15 protein-coding genes are annotated in these 16,936 nt (G+C 70.3%); 13 read left to right on the top strand and 2 right to left on the bottom strand.

Annotation, left to right across the window (positions count from 1 at the left end; genetic code table 11):
* Positions 1-131 precede the first annotated feature (131 nt).
* Complete coding sequence (locus ACVN9Z_RS10000) at positions 132-1,295, bottom strand: ABC transporter substrate-binding protein (protein WP_054439253.1); 1,164 nt, start codon at positions 1,293-1,295, stop codon at positions 132-134.
* A gap of 260 nt (positions 1,296-1,555) precedes the next feature.
* Between ACVN9Z_RS10000 and ACVN9Z_RS09995 the strand changes: the two genes are divergently transcribed.
* The 13 genes from ACVN9Z_RS09995 to ACVN9Z_RS09935 all read left to right on the top strand — a co-directional run bounded on the left by ACVN9Z_RS09995 (position 1,556) and on the right by ACVN9Z_RS09935 (position 15,761).
* Positions 1,556-2,050 carry a MarR family winged helix-turn-helix transcriptional regulator gene (locus ACVN9Z_RS09995; RefSeq protein WP_006388545.1) on the top strand — a complete coding sequence of 165 codons (495 nt, stop codon included), beginning with the start codon at positions 1,556-1,558 and terminating at the stop codon, positions 2,048-2,050.
* Positions 2,051-2,160: 110 nt separating this feature from the next.
* Entirely contained in the window at positions 2,161-3,201 is a 1,041-nt protein-coding gene (locus ACVN9Z_RS09990; RefSeq protein WP_053498939.1) for a hypothetical protein, read from the top strand.
* A gap of 121 nt (positions 3,202-3,322) precedes the next feature.
* Positions 3,323-4,549, top strand: a complete 1,227-nt coding sequence (gene argJ, locus ACVN9Z_RS09985; RefSeq protein ID WP_024067645.1) for a bifunctional glutamate N-acetyltransferase/amino-acid acetyltransferase ArgJ — start codon at positions 3,323-3,325, stop codon at positions 4,547-4,549.
* A 300-nt stretch (positions 4,550-4,849) separates the two neighbouring features.
* Positions 4,850-5,716: an ATP-binding protein gene (locus ACVN9Z_RS09980; RefSeq protein ID WP_006388541.1), complete on the top strand. Its 867-nt coding sequence runs from the start codon at positions 4,850-4,852 to the stop codon at positions 5,714-5,716.
* Entirely contained in the window at positions 5,709-6,671 is a 963-nt protein-coding gene (locus ACVN9Z_RS09975; protein ID WP_024067644.1) for a Nudix family hydrolase, read from the top strand. The genes ACVN9Z_RS09980 and ACVN9Z_RS09975 overlap by 8 nt, the downstream gene beginning before the upstream one ends.
* Before the next feature lie 295 nt (positions 6,672-6,966).
* A complete protein-coding gene (locus ACVN9Z_RS09970) occupies positions 6,967-8,403 on the top strand; it encodes an ABC transporter substrate-binding protein (protein ID WP_024067643.1) in 1,437 nt (478 codons plus the stop codon).
* Between the two features lie 4 nt (positions 8,404-8,407).
* Complete coding sequence (locus tag ACVN9Z_RS09965; protein ID WP_038502784.1) at positions 8,408-9,529, top strand: ABC transporter ATP-binding protein; 1,122 nt, start codon at positions 8,408-8,410, stop codon at positions 9,527-9,529.
* Entirely contained in the window at positions 9,526-10,470 is a 945-nt protein-coding gene (locus tag ACVN9Z_RS09960; protein ID WP_024067641.1) for a carbohydrate ABC transporter permease, read from the top strand. Before ACVN9Z_RS09965 ends, ACVN9Z_RS09960 begins: the two co-directional genes overlap by 4 nt.
* Complete coding sequence (locus ACVN9Z_RS09955; RefSeq protein WP_006388536.1) at positions 10,460-11,359, top strand: carbohydrate ABC transporter permease; 900 nt, start codon at positions 10,460-10,462, stop codon at positions 11,357-11,359. Before ACVN9Z_RS09960 ends, ACVN9Z_RS09955 begins: the two co-directional genes overlap by 11 nt.
* Positions 11,360-11,368: 9 nt before the next feature.
* Positions 11,369-12,298: a DUF6963 family protein gene (locus ACVN9Z_RS09950; protein ID WP_054483583.1), complete on the top strand. Its 930-nt coding sequence runs from the start codon at positions 11,369-11,371 to the stop codon at positions 12,296-12,298.
* The gene (locus tag ACVN9Z_RS09945) at positions 12,285-12,950 is read left to right on the top strand and encodes a TetR/AcrR family transcriptional regulator (protein ID WP_024067639.1); all 666 of its coding nucleotides are present in this window, start codon (positions 12,285-12,287) and stop codon (positions 12,948-12,950) included. Before ACVN9Z_RS09950 ends, ACVN9Z_RS09945 begins: the two co-directional genes overlap by 14 nt.
* Positions 12,951-12,957: 7 nt before the next feature.
* On the top strand, positions 12,958-14,457 hold the full coding sequence (locus tag ACVN9Z_RS09940) for an N-acyl-D-amino-acid deacylase family protein (RefSeq protein WP_054498461.1): 1,500 nt from the start codon (positions 12,958-12,960) through the stop codon (positions 14,455-14,457).
* A gap of 50 nt (positions 14,458-14,507) precedes the next feature.
* Positions 14,508-15,761: a D-amino acid dehydrogenase gene (locus ACVN9Z_RS09935; RefSeq protein WP_070541084.1), complete on the top strand. Its 1,254-nt coding sequence runs from the start codon at positions 14,508-14,510 to the stop codon at positions 15,759-15,761.
* 73 nt (positions 15,762-15,834) lie between these two features.
* Here the strand turns inward: ACVN9Z_RS09935 and ACVN9Z_RS09930 are convergent, their stop codons facing one another.
* Positions 15,835-16,833: a Bug family tripartite tricarboxylate transporter substrate binding protein gene (locus tag ACVN9Z_RS09930; RefSeq protein WP_054483580.1), complete on the bottom strand. Its 999-nt coding sequence runs from the start codon at positions 16,831-16,833 to the stop codon at positions 15,835-15,837.
* Positions 16,834-16,936: the final 103 nt, after the last annotated feature.

Here is a 16,936-nt window from a genome sequence, read left to right as displayed (position 1 = left end):
ACCCGCCCCCGCAGCGCTGCGCGCTTGCCCCTCAAGGGAGCGTCGCGACGGACCGGCGAAGCCGGATCCGCGCGACCCCGCGGGGCCGGGCTACATCGTGTAGCCGCGGCGCTTACGCGTCCCGCCGCCTTTTATAGTTTGCAGTCGCCGACGTAGACGTCCTGGTACTTGTCGAACACCTTGCCCACCAGCTTGTTGGTGATGCGGCCGTTGGCGTCCTTGTCGACCACGCGCAGGTAGTAGGCCTGGATCGGGTAGTGGTTCTTGCCGTAGGTGTAGCTGCCGCGCACCGAGGGGTAGTCGGCCTTGGCCAGCGCCTTGACGATGGCGTCGCGGTCGGAGGCCTTGCCGCCGGCCTGCTTGACGGCGGCGTCCATGGCCATGATGACGTCATACGCCTGGGCGGCGTACACCGACGGGTAGCGGCCGTTGTATTCCTTGCGGAAGGCCTCGACGAACGCCTTGTTCTGCGGCACGTCCAGGTCATGCGCCCACTGCGCCGTGTTGTACATGCCCAGCATCGGCTCGCCCACGGCCTGGATCACGTCCTCGTCGGCCGAGAAGCCCGGGCCGATCAGCTTGACGCTCTGCGACAGGCCGGCCGACACGAACTGCTTGACGAAGTTGATGCCCATGCCGCCCGGCAGGAAGATGTAGACCGCGTCCGGCTTGGCGGCGCGGATCTGGGCGATTTCGGCGGCGTAGTCGATCTGGCCCAGCTTGGTGTAGACCTCGTCGCCCGGGGCGGTCTTGTAGCCGCGCTTGAAGCCGGCCAGCGCGTCCTTGCCGGCCGGGTAGTCCGGGGCCATGATGAACATCTTCTTGAAGCCGCGGTCGGCCGCGACCTTGCCGGCGGCTTCGTGGAAGGCGTCGTTCTGGTAGGACGAACCGAACCAGTAGTTGTTGCACTGGGCGCCGGCGAACTGGCTAGGGCCCGGGTTGTTGGACAGGTACGGCACCTTGGCGGCGAACAGCGCGGGGCCGACGGCCAGCGCCACGTTCGAGCCGATCGGGCCGGTGAAGAAATCGACCTTGTCGCGCTGGATGTAGCGCGTCACCAGCTGGCGCGCCTGGTCCGGGTTGCCGCCCATGTCGGTCTGCAGGAATTCGGCGGGCTGGCCGCCCAGCTTGCTGCCCAGTTGCTTGATGGCCAGGTTGAAGCCGTCGCGGGCTTCGGCGCCCAGGGCCGAGAACGGGCCGGAAATGTCATTCGCGATGCCGACCTTGACCGGATCGGCATGCGCCAGTGCCGGAACCAACGCGGCGGCGGCAACGAGGGAAGTGATGAAACGCATGGTGGTGTGCTCCGTGCGCGAGCCGCGCAGAGGGTGTTTTTCTGGGATTGCGATTCGAAGGACTTCTATGCCCGGCCTGCCGGCCCGTTCAGGCGGCGCGTCAGACCGGCGCCCGCAGCAGCCGATCCCGTGGTACGGCAAGGGGAGAACTGGCGTGGTTCATAGTTTAGGTTTAAAGTATCCGGCAAAACAAGTCTAGGGTTTTTACCAGTGACTCACGAATACAGACCTCTCCACGCATTCCCGGTAACCTCCCGACCATGACAGACGCCCCCGACCTGGAATCCCGCGCCGCCCCCGACGATCACCACGCGCTGCGCCTGTGGCTGCGCATGCTGACCTGCGCCAATCTCATCGAAGGCGAGATCCGCAGCCGGCTGCGCAACGAATTCGACACCACCCTGCCCCGTTTCGACCTGATGGCGCAATTGCAGCGCGCCCCCAAGGGCATGAAGATGGGCGAATTGTCGCGCCACATGATGGTCACCAACGGCAATATTACCGGTATCACCGACCAACTCGAAAAAGAAGGCCTGGTGGTGCGCACCAAGGTCGAGTCCGATCGCCGCAGTTCGCTCATCAAGCTGACGCCGCAGGGCAGGAAGAGCTTCGCCAGGATGGCCCGGGCGCACGAGTCGTGGGTCAAGTCCATGTTCGGCGAACTGCCCGAAGGCAGCCGCAACGCGCTGTTCCAGGCGCTTGGCGAACTGAAGCTGCAGGTCATCGCCACCCGCTCGGCCAACGCCAAGGACTGAGCGGGTCCGAGCCGTGCCCGGCGCCGCAGGCCGACCGACGGCGCACCGGCGTCGCCCGGACGCGGCGCCAGCCTCAAAAAACGGCAACGCTTTGGCGCATAATTGCCGCCATGATTCCGGTATCTCTCCCTGGCGGTAATTATTACGTGCTGATGGCGGTCTCGCTGGCCTGCCTGTCCACGCTGCTGACCTGGCTGGCCGTCCTGGCCACCAGCCGCGGCGCCCGCCTCTGGCTGGGCGACCATCGCCGCGGCGGCACGATCCTGATGGCGCTGCTGGCCCTGGTCGGCGGCATCTTTCCCTACCAGCAACTGGGCCAGTGGCTGGCCGCCCAGCGCGACGCGCGCCTGGGCGCCAGCCTGAACCTGGTGCTGGCCCAGCCCACCCGGCTGGCCGGCGTCGACATGCCGACCGGCACGGCGCTGCGGCTGGCCACGCCCGGCGACCCGGCCTCGTTCGACCGCGCCACCTTCCCGGACGGCCAGCCGGCGACCGTGCAGGGCGTGCGCGCCACCCGCCTGTTCCATTACCCGGCCACCAGCCGCCAGCCCGAGAGCCTGTCCGTCGAGATCGACCGCGACCAGGCCCTGGACGGCTGGCTCTGCGCCCACGGGCACCGGGTCGAATTCGTCATGCAAGGCGGCCAGCCGCGCTTTTCCAGCTGCCACCTGGCCATCGGCAACAGCTTGAACCAGCAGCCGGTTCCGCCCGGCGCCTGGCTCAAGGTCGACGAGGCGGCGCGCGGCAGCGCCCCCGATCCCGCCAGCCCCGCGCCCCGCTGGCTGCTGCGCGCCGAAGGCAGCGAACCGCTGACGGTGGCCGGCATGCCGCTATTGAAAGTCGACATGACCCTGGATGCCCAGCGCCGCCTGCTGGCGTTCGAGGGCCTGCTGGGCCGCGAAAGCGCGCTGGGCGGCATCACCTACCCCACCGGCACCCGCATGCTGACGGCCGGCCCGCGGGTGCCCGGCGTGCAGCCCGGCGACCTGCTGTTCTCGCCCTCGCGCGGGCGCTCGGCGCGCCAGGCCGACGGCAAGGAAATCGCGGCCGGCATGTCGGTGCTGCAGGCGCCGGACGGCCGCGTGCGCGCCATCCTGTCCAACCGCGAGGCCGGCGTGCTGGACGTGGCCGCCATGCGCACCGCCCCCTGACAGCCGGCTTTCGGGCGGCCGCGGCCGGCTGTCGCAAAGCAGTGGGATAATACGAAGCTTTCCCCCGCGCGCCGCCTTGCCCTGGCGGCGATTCCGTCCTGCTCATTCATGAGACGAAGTCATGGCCGTTAACCTGCAGATCCCCTCCGAGTCCGAAATTTTCCCTGTTGCCGGCGTTGAAATCGGCGTCACCGAGGCCGGCATCCGCAAAGCCAACCGACGCGACCTGACCGTATTCCGCCTGGCCGAAGGCAGCAGCGTGGCCGGCGTGTTCACCCGCAACCGCTTCTGCGCCGCCCCCGTGCAGGTCTGCCAGGCCCACCTGGCCGACGGCGGCCCGATCCGCGCGCTGGTCATCAACACCGGCAACGCCAACGCCGGCACCGGCGCCGAGGGCCTGAAGAAGGCCCAGGACACCTGCGCCGAACTCGGCCGCCTGCTGGGCGTGCCCGCCGCCCAGGTGCTGCCGTTCTCGACCGGCGTGATCCTGGAGCCGCTGCCGCTGGACCGCCTGTTCGCCGGCCTGCCGGGCGCCATCGCCAACCTGGGCGCCGACCATTGGTCCAGCGCCGCGCACGGCATCATGACCACCGACACGCTGCCCAAGATCTCGTCGCGCCGCGTCCAGATCGGCGGCAAGACCGTCACCTTCACCGGCATCAGCAAGGGCGCCGGCATGATCCGCCCCAACATGGCGACCATGCTGAGCTTCCTGGCCACCGACGCCGGCATCGCCCAGCCGCTCTTGCGCAAGCTGGCGGTCGAGATCGCCGACGCCTCGTTCAACCGCATCACCGTGGACGGCGACACCTCCACCAATGACTCGTTCATCATCGTCGCCACCGGCAAGTCGGGCGTCGAGGTCAATGCCGAATCCGACGCCGCCTACGCCGCCGTGCGCGAGGCCCTGACCGCCGCCGCGCTGGAACTGGCGCAGAAGATCGTGCGCGACGCCGAAGGCGCCACCAAGTTCATGACCATCCGCGTGGAAGAGGCCGGCAACACCGAGGAAGCCCTCAAGGTGGCCTACGCCGTGGCCCATTCGCCGCTGGTCAAGACCGCCTTCTTCGCCTCGGACCCCAACCTGGGCCGCATCCTGGCCGCCGTGGGCTATGCCGGCATCGACGACCTGGACGTGTCGAAGATCCGCCTGTGGCTCGACGACGTGCTGGTGGCCAAGGACGGCGGCCGCAACCCGGCCTACCAGGAGGCCGATGGCCAGCGCGTGATGAAGCAGGCCGAGATCACCGTGCGCATCGCGCTGGGCCGCGGCCAGGTCAGCGACACCGTCTACACCTGCGATTTCTCGCACGAGTACGTGTCGATCAACGCCGACTACCGTTCCTGATCAAGACCCGCCATCCGCCCGGCTGACCCCGGGCGCGAAGCGACGGCGTTCAGTTGCGCGCCGGGCCTCGCGGGATGGCGGCAGCAATGAAATCCAGTGGCTGCGCCTTACCCATCGCCGGTCACTGCCCCCGGGGAATCCGTGGCACCACCGCGGTCCCCGGCAGGTGACAACCGTTGAGCGGCGCGCGTCCCCACGACGCCTTGCGGCGGGATACGCGCCCTCTTCTTCCGACGATGCCCGCGAATGCGACGCGGGCCCGGTGCCGGGCCCGCCCGTTCGCTCTTCCAGGATCACACCGTGACCGCGACCGAATTCACCACCCTCATCCAGCGCGCCGAGCGCGTCCTGGCCCAGCTCGAAGCCTGGCTGCCGCCCGCCCCTCCCGACATCGACTGGAACGCCCACGCGTTCCGCTGGCGCAAGCGCGGTTCGCGCGGCTGGCTCGACGCCGTGCGCCACGTGGCCCGCATCGAACTCGAAGACCTGCAGCACATCGAGCGCCAGAAGGGCATCATCGACCGCAACACCGTGCAGTTCATCGAGAAGAAGCCCGCCAACAACGTGCTCATGACCGGCGCCCGCGGCACCGGCAAGAGCTCGCTGGTCAAGGCCATGCTGGCGGCCTACGGCGACCGCGGCCTGCGCCTGATCGAGGTCGACAAGTCCGACCTGGGCGACCTGGCCGACATCGTCGAACTGGTGGCCGCGCGCCCCGAGCGCTTCATCGTGTTCTGCGACGACCTGTCGTTCGAGGAAGGCGAGGCCGGCTACAAGGCGCTCAAGTCCGTGCTGGACGGCTCGGTGGCCGCCTCGGGCGACAACGTGCTGATCTACGCCACCTCCAACCGGCGCCACCTGATGCCGGAATACATGAGCGAAAACCTGCAGGCCAAACACCAGCCCGACGGCGAGATCCACCCCGGCGAAACCGTCGAGGAGAAGATCTCGCTGTCCGAGCGCTTCGGCCTGTGGCTGTCGTTCTATCCCTTCAAGCAGGACGACTACCTCGATATCGTCTACCACTGGCTGCGCGAGCTGGGCTGCCCCGAAGCGCAGATCGAGCCCTCGCGCACCGAGGCCTTGCAGTGGACGATCGAGCGCGGTTCGCGCTCGGGACGCGTCGCCTATCAATTCGCCCGTGACTGGGCTGCCCGCCATGTCTGACAAAATCATCGATGTCGCCGCCGGCCTGATCCTGCGTCCGGACGGCATGCTGTTGCTGGGGCAACGCCCCGAAGGCAAGCCCTGGTCGGGCTGGTGGGAGCTGCCCGGCGGCAAGCTCGAACCCGGCGAGACCGTGCTGCAGGCGCTGGCGCGCGAGCTGCAGGAAGAGATCGGCATCCGCGTGACGCAATCTCGCCCGTGGGTGACCTACGTGCACGCCTACCCGCACACCACGGTGCGCCTGGCGTTCTGCCACGTCACCGGCTGGGAAGGCGAGCCGCGCAGCCTGGAGAACCAGCGCCTGGAATGGGTCGACCCGGCCAACGCCGCGTCCGTCGGCGACCTGCTGCCCGCCACCCTGCCGCCGCTGCGCTGGCTGCAGCTGCCGACCGCCTATGGCATCAGTTCGATCGGCTCGCGCGCCGGCCTGTCGGCGTTCCTGGGCCGGCTGGACGCGGCGCTGGCGCGGGGCGTCAGGCTGGTGCAACTGCGTGAACCGCAGTGGCCCGACGGCCCGGCCTCGGCCTCGCTGCACGAGGCGCTGCAGCAGATCGTCAAGCGCTGCCGTGCCGCCGGCGCCCGCGTGCTGGTCAACAGCGCCCATCCGGCCGCCTGGTGGCGCGAGGCCGACGGCGTGCACCTGCGCAGCGCCGACGCCGCAAGGCTGACCTCGCGCCCCGAATTGCGGGCAGGCGCCCTGGTCGGCGTCTCGGCGCACGACAACGCCCAGGTGGTGCATGCGCGCGAGCTGGGCGCGGACTTCGCCGTGCTCGGCCCGGTGCTGGACACGCCCTCTCACCCCGGCGCGCCGACGCTGGGCTGGGACGGCTTCGTCGCCGGCAACCGCGACGCCGGCATCCCGGTCTTCGCGCTCGGCGGGCAATCCACTCAGACCGTCTCGCAGGCCCTGCGCCACGGCGCGCACGGCATCGCCGGCATTCGCGGCCTGATCTGACGCGGACGGCGCAGGCAGGATCGCCGGTCCGCCGCCCTGCCCATGACCGGCGCGCCGCGCCGGTTTTTTACGTCCTAGGGAAACTCCCCCCTTGCCGCGAAAGGTGGCCAGGTCCTATCTTCGCTACTGATGTGACCACATGGTCACTTCGGATGGCCAGCTCGTCGAACGCGAGGCGGAGCAACGGGTTCAACATCCCGACGCCCGCTCGCTGGCGCCATCGCGCCGCCATCCCGCTTCATCGCTTTTGCTGCACCGTTTCTTTGTCGTCGATCCCACCACAAGGAAGTCCAGCATGCCCCAGCCCCTCCATCCCGATGGCCGCCCCAACCCGGTTCCGGCCGACGCCCAGCGTCGCGACTTCATCCTGCGCGGCGCCGCGGGCCTGGCCGGCGCGGCCGGGCTGGCGGCCGGCGGCTGGCCCCTGCGGGCGCTGGCACAGGCCGCCTCGCCGCTGACCTTCGCCTTCTGGCCCTGGGGCAGCGAGATCGTGCAACAGGGCGCCGCCCGCTTCACGCAGGAAAGCGGCGTGCCGGTGAATCTGTCGCCGATTCCCGGCGACTACGCCGCCGTGCTGGAAACCCAACTGGCCGCCAAGGCGCCGCTGGACATGTTCTATGCGCAGCGCGGCCAGGCCTCGCGCTGGTACGCGGCCGGCTGGATCCGCCCGATCGACGACATGCCCGGGCTGGCGGACATCCAGAAGCAGATGTTCCCCGGCATCGTCGAGGACGCCAAGGCCACCGACGGCCGCTACCTCGGCCTGACCTATTACAACGGCGGCCCCTACGCGCTGTTCCGCAACGAGAAGATGCTGGGCGAGGCGGGCTACGGGGGCACCGCCAACGCCGCCGACTACCCGCGGGACTGGGCCACGGTCGAAAAGCAGGCGCGCGAAATCAAGCAAAAAGGGTTGGCGCAGCACCCGATGCTGATGCCCTGGTACAACGCCTGGACCGGCCTGCCATGGGCCCTGATCGCGCAATGCTTCGCCGAGGGCGAGCGCTTCGTCGACGGCGAGCTGCGCGCGACCTTCGGCCCCGACACGCCGCTGACCAAGGTGCTGAGCGACTGGAAGCGCTGGTGGGACGATGAACTGGTGCAGCGCGCCGTGCTGACGTGGTCGGGCACCGAGACCTCCAGCTCCTGGATGAAGGGCCAGCACGCCTTCCACCTGAACATCGATTACTACAGCTTCAACTACAACGATCCCGCCAAGAGCCAGATCGCCGAATACTCCAGCTACAACCCGGTGGTGCCGGGCGCCACCCACGACACCGTGCTGGTGGGGCATGCGCTGTTGTGCATGTCGACACGCAAGCGCAGCGACGCCGAGCAGGCCGCGCTGTGGGAACTGGTGAAGTACTTCGGCTACCGCGACCGCGCCGGGCAACTGACCACGCACAAGAACTGGATCGCCAAGGCCAACCTGGAAGTGCCCTTTCCCGAGCTTTACCGCGATCCCGAAAGCCGCGCCGCCATCATGAAATGGATGTACCCGGCGCATCGGGAGCAGGTCTACCAATGGCTGTTCGAGGGGCGCGAGAAGGCCGTGGCCGCCAATATCCTGAAGGCCCCCTGGTACCAGGAATGGGATACCGGCATGCATGAGATGATCGCGCAGGACATGCTGATCAAGGGCACCCGCACGCCCGCGCAAGTGGCCACCGAGCTGCGCGCGCGCTGGGACGGCCTGTACAAGAAGTACGCCAAGATCCTCAAGCGGAGCTGATGACATGGCCAGCGTCTCCCTGCAAGGCATCGAGAAGTCATACACCCACTTCCAGGCGGTGCGCTCGCTCGACCTGGACATCCGCGACGGCGAATTCGTGGTGCTGCTGGGGCCGTCGGGCTGCGGCAAGACCACCACGCTGAACATGATCGCCGGCCTGGACACGCCCACCGGCGGCCAGATCCGCATCGACGACCGGCGCGTGGACCAGGTGCCGCCGCACCGGCGCAACGTGGCCATGGTGTTCCAGAGCATCGCGCTGTATCCGCACATGACGGTGCGCGAGAACATCGGCTTTCCGCTGCGCATGCAGAAGCTGCCGGCCGCCGAAGTGCGCGGCAAGGTCGAGCGGGCGGCCGCGCTGCTGCGGGTCGAATCGATGCTGGACCGCAAGCCCTACCAGCTGTCGGGCGGGCAGCGCCAGCGCGTGGCCATCGGCCGCGCGGTGGTGCGCGACCCCGACCTGTTCCTGTTCGACGAGCCGCTGTCCAGCCTGGACGCCAAGCTGCGCACCGACATGCGGGTCGAGCTCAAGCGCCTGCATCGCAGCCTGAACGCGACCTTCATCTACGTCACCCACGACCAGGTCGAGGCCATGACGCTGGCGGACCGCATCGCCGTCATGTCGGGCGGCAACCTGCTGCAGTTCGCCGACCCGGACACCATCTACCGTCGCCCCGCGACCATGGAAGTGGCGGACTTCATCGGCAACCCCGGCATGAACTTCCTGCGCGGCACGCTGGAAGCGCAAGACGGCGCGCCGGCGCTGCGCACCGCGGGCGGCGCCTATCCGCTGCCCGCCGCGCTGGCGGCCGCCGCGCGCCGGCTGCCGGCGGGCAGCCAGGCGGCGATCGGCATCCGCCCCGAGGCCATGGCGCCGGCGCCGCTGGCCGGCGACGGCTTGCTGCTGCAAGGCCAGGTGTGGGCGGTGGAGCCGGTCGGATCGGACCAGTTCGTCGACGTCATCACCGCCGGCGAGGACGGCCCGCGCCTGCGCGCCCGCCTGTCGCCGGAACGGCGCTACGAAGTCGGCGCGCCGATCGCGCTGGCGCTGCCCGCGGCCCGCCTCTACCTGTTCGACGCCGCCGGCCTGCGGGTCCATGGCGGCGAGGAGCCGCGCGCATGAGCGCCGCCAGCCTGCCGCGCGCGTCCCTGCCGCTGCCCGCGCGCGGCGGCAAGGAGATGTCGGACCTGGGCTTCGCGCTCACGGTGATCATCGCGGTGTACGCGCTCAACACCCTCATCATCGGCGTGCCGCTGGGCTATTCATTCTGGCTCAGCCTGCACGACACCAACGCGATACTGCGGACCCAGGAATTCGTCGGCGCCGACCTGTATGCCGAGGTGCTGTCCGACAGCGCCGTCACCGACGCCATCTGGCGCAGCCTGGGCTTCGTGGCGATGTGCGTGGCCGGCTCGTTCGTGGCAGCGCTGGGCATCGCCCTGGTACTGAACGAGGACATGCCGCTGCGCGGCCTGGTGCGCGGCCTGGCGTTGCTGCCGTGGGCCATGTCGCAGGTGGTGACGGCGACGGTGTTCTCGTTCCTGCTCAACCCCAGCTTCGGCGCGCTCACGGGACTGCTGGCGCCGCTCGGACTGGCCGGGCCGGGCACGGTGTGGCTGAGCAGCGACTGGGCCCTGTTCTGGGTGGCGCTGGCCTTCGTCTGGCACGTCGCGCCGCTGGGCAGCTTCTTCTACCTGGCGGCGCTGCAGACCATTCCGCGCGACCTGTACCGCGCCGCGCGGGTGGACGGCGCCGGTCCGCTGGCGCGCTTTCGCCACATCACGCTGCCGCACCTGAAGCACACCACGCTGATCGTGCTGGTGGTGATGACGGTGGAGGCCGTGCGCCAGTTCGACCTGCTGTTCTCGCTGACGCGCGGCGGGCCCGGCACGTCCACGCAGATCCTGCCGCTGCTGATCTTCCGCTACAACTTCGAGTTCTCGAAGTACGGCCTGGCCTCGGCCGCCGCGTTCCTGCTGACGGTGCTGTCGCTGCTGCTGGCCACCGCCTACTTCATGCTGATCCGCAAGAAGCGCCCGCAAGGAGGCAACCATGCGCAATGACGCGGCCCGCGTGGCCGGCGAAGGCTGGCGCCCCTGGCTGGTGGGCGCGGGCGTGGCCCTGGTGGCGTTCTGGTGCCTGTTCCCGCTGTACTGGACGCTGAAGGCCTCGTTCATGGACGAGTCGGCCATCATCATGGGCGTGGCGCACCATGCGGGCGGCTACACCTTCGAGAACTACCTGCGGGTGCTGGGCCTGTCCAGTTCCGATTCGATCTTCGGCGGCCAGACCCGCGCCATCATGGCCGGCTTCGTCAACAGCGCGCTGGTGGCGCTGCCGGCCGCGGCCGCCGGCACCGCCATCGCCACGCTGGCCGGCTATGTGCTGGGGCGCTTCGAGTTTCCGTTCAAGGGACCGCTGCTGTACGTGCTGCTGGCCTCGCGCACGCTGCCGCCGATCGCGCTGCTGATTCCTTACTACGTGTTCTTCGCCGCCATCGGCCTGGCCGGCAGCCTGTTCGGGCTGTGGATCGTCTACCTGACCGCCGTGATCCCGCTGCTGTCGTGGGTGCTGATGGGCTATTTCGCCTCGCTGCCGGTCGAGATCGAACGGGCCGCGCGCATGGACGGCTGCACCCGCTGGCAGATGCTGCGGCACGTGACGCTGCCGATGGCGCTGCCGGGCATCGCGGCGGCCTTCATCATCGCCTTCCTGGTGGGCTGGAACGACCTGCTGTTCGCCATCGTGCTGACCGGCGGCACCTCGGCGCAGACGCTGTCGGCGGCGCTGCTGGGCCTGTCGCCGCTGATGCCGGGCTTTCGCGCCGACCTGGGGCTGTTCGCCGCCGCCAGCATGCTGGCCGCCCTGCCGCCGCTGGCGCTGGCCATGCTGTTCCAGCGCTTCATCACCAACCTGAACATCGTCGATCCCGTGACGAGCAACACGGACTAGGAACCAGGCATGACCATCGGCATCGCGGCTTACGGACCGAACGCCGGCGCGGCGGTACGCGCCGCCGCCCTGGGCGCCGAGCTGCTGGGGCACGGCGCCATCGGCGGCTTCGCCGTGTTCGCGGTGCTGGACGAGCAGGGCCGCGCGCGGCACGCGACCGTCCAGCGCGGCGGCGTGACCGCGCTGGACCTGCCGCCGGATTGGCTGCGGGCGCGCCATGCCGCCCTGATCGAAAGCGGCCCCGACCGCCCCGAACCGCTGGCGCAGTTCCTGCCCGGCGCCGACGGGGTCGGCCTGGTGACCGGCCACCGCCTGCCCAACCGGCCCGGCGCCGACGGCGTGCCGCTGAACCAGGCCGTGCTGCGACGCCTGGCGGCGGGCGAGGCCGCGGGGGTCGCCGTGGCCGAGGTGCTGCGGGCCCATCCGGAAGTCGACGCCGGCCTGATCGCGCTGTCCGCGGCGGGCCAACTGGCCTGGGGCAACAGCGCCCGCGTGGCGCGCCGGCCCGACCAGGGACAGGCCTGGCGCGACGACGGCGCCTGCCGGCTGGCGGTCCTGCACAATTCGATCTTCCCCTGCCCGCCCCTGGCCGAGGCCATGGCCGATCTGGCCTGGCACCTGCTGGCCGGCGGCGTCGGCGCCTACCGCGCCCTGAGCCTGCGCGCGCCCGTGGCCATCAGCGCCGGCCCGCGCGACCGGGTGCTGGTGGACGACCGCCTGCGCGTCACCGGCATCGAACAGGCCGACCCGTCGCTGCCGGCGACGCGGCGGCGCGCCAATGCCGTCTACCTGGGCAGCGAAGTCTGGCAAGATGGCAGGCATATCGGCCATACCGTCAGCGAACTGGTTGTGGACATGGCCGACGGTCGGGTGTCCGGTCTGCCGGACCCCGCCCGCTCCCTCCTCATCATGAAGGAACCGGCCAATGTCCCGACGTGAGAATACCGAGCGCCAGATACTGCAGGCCCTGGAAGACCAGATCAAGGAAACCGGCATGGGCGGCGTGGGCATCAACGCCATCGCCAAGCGCGCCGGCGTCAGCAAGGAACTGATCTACCGCTATTTCGACGGCATGCCCGGCCTGATGCTGGCCTGGATGCAGGAACAGGACTTCTGGACCCGCAACCCCGGCCTGCTGGCGGCCGACGAATCCAGCCAGCGCAGCCCCGGCGAACTGGTGCTGTCGATGCTGCGCGCGCAGATCGACGCGCTGGCCGGCAACGAGACGCTGCGCGAGGTGCGGCGCTGGGAACTGATCGAACGCAACGAGGTATCCGCGCCGCTGGCCGAACGCCGCGAACGCGCCGCGCGCGGCTTCATCGACCGCGTCGACGGCCTGACCGACGACATGGACGCGCCCGCCGTGGTCAGCGTGATGCTGGCGGGCGTGCTGTACCTGATGCTGCGCGCCAAGACCGAAAGCCACTTCCTGGGCGTGCCGCTGCGCACGCAGGAAGGCTGGGACCGCATCAATGGCGCGCTCGAACACCTGGTCAAGCACGGCTTTCCCGACTCGCTCAACCAAGAATCCCTGGCCAACCTGGAAGCGCGCCGCAAGAAACCCCGGCCGCCCGCCGACACCGAGACCTGACACCCCCATGCCCGCGCAACCCGACCCGCAGGAATACGACCTCATCATCAGCGGCGGCCTGATCGCCGACGGCCTGGGCGGCCCCGCGCGCCGCGCCGACGTGGCGATCAACGGCGAACGCATCGCCGCCATCGGCGACGGCTCGGGCTGGCGGGCGCGGCGCCGCATCGACGCGAGCGGCCGGGTGGTGGCGCCGGGCTTCATCGACTGCCACACCCACGATGACCGCGCCCTGCTCGGCTCGCCGCTGATGCGGCCCAAGGTCAGCCAGGGCGTCACCACCGTGATCACCGGCAACTGCGGCATCAGCCTGGCGCCGGTGCACGCGCCCGGCGATACGGTGCCGCCCCCATTGAACCTGCTGGCGCAGCACACCGGCGAACTGTACGCCCGCATGCAAGACTACGCCGCGGCCCTCGACGCCAGCCCGGCGGCGGTCAACAGCCTGGCGCTGGTGGGCCATTCCAGCCTGCGGGTGTCGGCCATGGAGCGCCTGGACCGCCCCGCCGACAAGCGCGAGATCGCCGCCATGCGCCATGCGCTGGACCAGGCCATGGCCGCCGGCGCGGCGGGCCTGTCCACCGGCCTGTACTACCCCACCGCGATGCACGCCAGCACCGAAGAGGTGATCGGGGTGGCCGAGCCGCTGGCGTCCTGGCAGGGCCTGTACACCACCCACCTGCGCGACGAGGCCGACCACGTCTGCGATGCCATGGAAGAAGCCTTCCTGATCGGCCGCGCCGCCGACGTGCCGGCGATCCTGTCGCACCACAAGGTCACCGGCAAGCACAACCACGGCCGCACCGCCGAAACGCTGGCGCTGTTCGACCGCGCCCGCGCCGACCAGCCGCTGGGCATGGACGTCTACCCCTACGCCGCCTCGTCCACCATCCTGGAGCCGCGCCGCGTGCCGGCCGGCGAAAAGATCATCGTCACCTGGTCGCAGACGCGGCCCGAGATCCAGGGCGTGGACCTGCGCGAACTGGCGGCGCGCGAGGGCAAGGATCCGCAGCGCCTGGCCGAGGAACTGTCGCCCGGCGGCGCCATCTACTTCTCGATGGACGAGGACGACGTCAAGCGCGTCATCGGCCATGGCAGCGTGATGATCGGCTCCGACGGCCTGCCCCACGACCAGCGGCCGCATCCGCGCCTGTGGGGCGCGTTCTCGCGGGTGCTGGGGCGCTACGTGCGCGAGATGCGGGTGCTGGGCATGGAAGAGGCGATCCGCCGCATGACCAGCCTGACGGCGGCCCAGTTCGGCCTGCGCGACCGCGGCGTGCTGCGCGCCGGCTGTTATGCCGACGTGGTGGTGTTCGACCCGGCCGTGGTGGCCGACCTGGCCACCTTCGCCGAACCGCTGCAACCGTCCGCCGGCATCCAGGCGGTGCTGGTCAACGGCCAATTGGTGGAAGAAGGCGGCGCGGCCACCGGCGCCCGGCCCGGCCGCCTGCTGCGCGGCGCGGAACGCGCCGCGCCCGGTTTCGAGACGCCCGCCTGGGCTGCCTGAACCCCGCCATCCGGCGTCGTCGGCGCGCGCCGCCCCTTTTCCGGAGCATCATGCACACAATCGTCATCGGCGCGGGCGTGGTCGGCATGGCCACCGCCTACTACCTGCACCACGAAGGCCATCGGGTCAGCGTGGTCGACGCCAGCCCGGGCCCGGGCCTGGCCACCAGCCGGGCCAACGGCGCCCAGCTCAGCTACAGCTTCGTCGCGCCGCTGGCCGACCCCGCCGTGCTGCCCAAGCTGCCGGCCTGGCTGCTGGGGCGCGACACGCCGCTGCGCTGGCGGCCGCGGCTGGATCCGGCGCAATGGCGCTGGTGCCTGGACTTCCTGCGCGCCTGCACCCGCGGCAAGAGCCGCGCCACCACGCGCGAACTGCTGGCGCTGGGCCTCTACAGCCGTCAGTGCGTGCACGAGCTGGTCGGCCGCGAGCGGCCCGATTTCGATTTCAGTTCGCGCGGCAAGCTGCTGGTGTACCAGGACGCCGCCGCCTATGGCCGCGCGCTGGCGCAGATGGACTACCAGGCCACGCTCGGTTGCGAGCAGCGCGCGCTGGACCGCCAGGCCTGCCTGGACCTGGAGCCGGCGCTGGCCGACATCGGCGCCAGCATCGCCGGCGCCATCTACACGCCGACCGAGGATGCCGGCGACTGCCTGCGCCTGTGCACGGAACTGGAGCGGCTGCTGCGCGCCACGCCCGGCCCGGTGGACTTTCACTTCGACACGCCGGTCACGGCGCTGCGCGGCGAGAACGGCCGCATCGTCGCGCTGGACACGCCGCGGGGCGAGCTGCGGGCCGACAACTACGTGCTGGCCGGCGGCATCGGCGCCCAGGCGCTGGCGCGCCGCATCGGACTGGACCTGCGCATCTATCCGCTCAAGGGCTACAGCCTGACCTACACTCTGACGCCCGACAGCGTCGCGCCGATGTCGAGCATCAGCGATATCGGCCGCAAGGTCGTCTATGCGCGGCTGGGGCAGCGGCTGCGGGTCGCGGGCATGGTCGATATCGGCGCCGCCGATGCGGCCATCGACCGGCTGCGCACCGGCAGCCTGGAGGCGGACGTGGCGCGCTTCTTCCCGCGCCTGAATCCCGCTGGCGCGCCGCAGCCCTGGGCCGGCCTGCGCCCCGCGCGTCCCGATGGCAAGCCGCTGATCGGCGCCACGCCGTGGCGCAATCTGTGGCTGAACGCCGGGCATGGCGGCCTGGGTTTCACGCTGGCAGCGGGCAGCGCTCGGATGCTGGTGGACCTGATGCGCGGGCGCCGCCCCGCCGTCGATCCGGCGGCATTCGCGCTGGCCGCCTGAAGGCCCGTCCCGGCCTCGCACCGCCGGCGCTTCAGGCCGGCGCTTGCGGAAGATCGCGGCCGGCCTGGCCGCCTCAGTCCGCCTTGATGCCGCGGCTCTGGATCAGCTTGCCCCACTTGTCACGCTCCTTCACCTCGAAGGCCGCCAGATCCGCGCCGAACAGGTTGCCCGGGGTGGCGCCGCCTTGCGCCAGCGACTGCTTCAGGGCCGGCGATTGCAGCGCCTGCTTCATCGCCGCGATCAGCTTGTCGACCACCGGCGCCGGCGTGCCGCGCGGCGCATACAGGCCCGACCATGCGGTGACTTCGAAACCGGGCAGGCCGGCTTCGGCCATGGTGGGCAGGTCGGGCGCGGCGGGGCTGCGCTCGGCCGACGTGACCGCGATGCCCCGCAGGCGGTCGCCCGACTTGAGCGCGGCCATCGAGCTGGGCAGGTTGTCCATCAGGATGTCGACCTGGCCGCCGATCACCGCGGGAATCGCCGCCGACGAGCCCTTGAATGGCACGTGCAGCATCTGCAGGCCGGCCATCGACTCGAAATAGGCGCCGGTCAGGTGCACCGACGAACCGATGCCGGGCGAGGCGTAGGAATACTTGCCCGGGTCTTTCTTCACCGCGGCCATGACGTCCTGCAGCGTGCGCCACGGCGAGCCGGCCGCGACCGCCATCACGTTGGGCGTGGACGCGATCATGCCCAGCGGCACCAGGTCGGTGGCGGGATTGAAGCCGATGTTGCCGTAGAGGAACTGGTTGACGCTCTGGGTGCCGACCGAACCCAGCACGATGGTGTAGCCGTCCGGCTGGGCGCGGGCCGCGGCGGCCACGCCCAGGTTGCCGGCGGCGCCCGGCTTGTTCTCGACCACGATGGACTGGCCCAGCGCCGGCCGCATGTGCTCGGCGATGGTGCGCGCGAAGATATCGGTGGTGCCGCCGGGCGGGAACGGCACGATCAGCGTAATGGGCCGCTGCGGCCACGTTGCCGCGGCCGCCGGCGCGGCCATGCCTGCCGCCATCGCGATCACGCCGGCGCACGCCGCGGCTGCGCCGGTCCCTGCACGAAACAACCTGCCCATCCTCTTTCCCCTTCGTGTGAAGTGTTCGATTGATCAAACGGAATCGGGTGCATCGGTACTTCGCGGTTCGACGCGGCCGGCCTCGCCATGGGCGGGGTGTCGC

Source organism: Achromobacter sp. KK8 (assembly GCF_054188005.1).
Note: the sequence above shows the minus strand (reverse complement) of the source record. Positions and strands in the feature narration are given on the sequence as shown.

Coding starts and splice junctions, on each gene's coding strand:
- ACVN9Z_RS09995 (WP_006388545.1), top strand. CDS start 1,556: ATGACAGACGCCCCCGACCTGGAATCCCGCGCCGCCCCCGACGATCAC.
- ACVN9Z_RS09930 (WP_054483580.1), bottom strand. CDS start 16,833: ATGGGCAGGTTGTTTCGTGCAGGGACCGGCGCAGCCGCGGCGTGCGCC.
- ACVN9Z_RS10000 (WP_054439253.1), bottom strand. CDS start 1,295: ATGCGTTTCATCACTTCCCTCGTTGCCGCCGCCGCGTTGGTTCCGGCA.
- ACVN9Z_RS09965 (WP_038502784.1), top strand. CDS start 8,408: ATGGCCAGCGTCTCCCTGCAAGGCATCGAGAAGTCATACACCCACTTC.
- ACVN9Z_RS09940 (WP_054498461.1), top strand. CDS start 12,958: ATGCCCGCGCAACCCGACCCGCAGGAATACGACCTCATCATCAGCGGC.
- argJ (WP_024067645.1), top strand. CDS start 3,323: ATGGCCGTTAACCTGCAGATCCCCTCCGAGTCCGAAATTTTCCCTGTT.
- ACVN9Z_RS09935 (WP_070541084.1), top strand. CDS start 14,508: ATGCACACAATCGTCATCGGCGCGGGCGTGGTCGGCATGGCCACCGCC.
- ACVN9Z_RS09990 (WP_053498939.1), top strand. CDS start 2,161: ATGATTCCGGTATCTCTCCCTGGCGGTAATTATTACGTGCTGATGGCG.
- ACVN9Z_RS09945 (WP_024067639.1), top strand. CDS start 12,285: ATGTCCCGACGTGAGAATACCGAGCGCCAGATACTGCAGGCCCTGGAA.
- ACVN9Z_RS09955 (WP_006388536.1), top strand. CDS start 10,460: ATGCGCAATGACGCGGCCCGCGTGGCCGGCGAAGGCTGGCGCCCCTGG.
- ACVN9Z_RS09975 (WP_024067644.1), top strand. CDS start 5,709: ATGTCTGACAAAATCATCGATGTCGCCGCCGGCCTGATCCTGCGTCCG.
- ACVN9Z_RS09970 (WP_024067643.1), top strand. CDS start 6,967: ATGCCCCAGCCCCTCCATCCCGATGGCCGCCCCAACCCGGTTCCGGCC.
- ACVN9Z_RS09960 (WP_024067641.1), top strand. CDS start 9,526: ATGAGCGCCGCCAGCCTGCCGCGCGCGTCCCTGCCGCTGCCCGCGCGC.
- ACVN9Z_RS09950 (WP_054483583.1), top strand. CDS start 11,369: ATGACCATCGGCATCGCGGCTTACGGACCGAACGCCGGCGCGGCGGTA.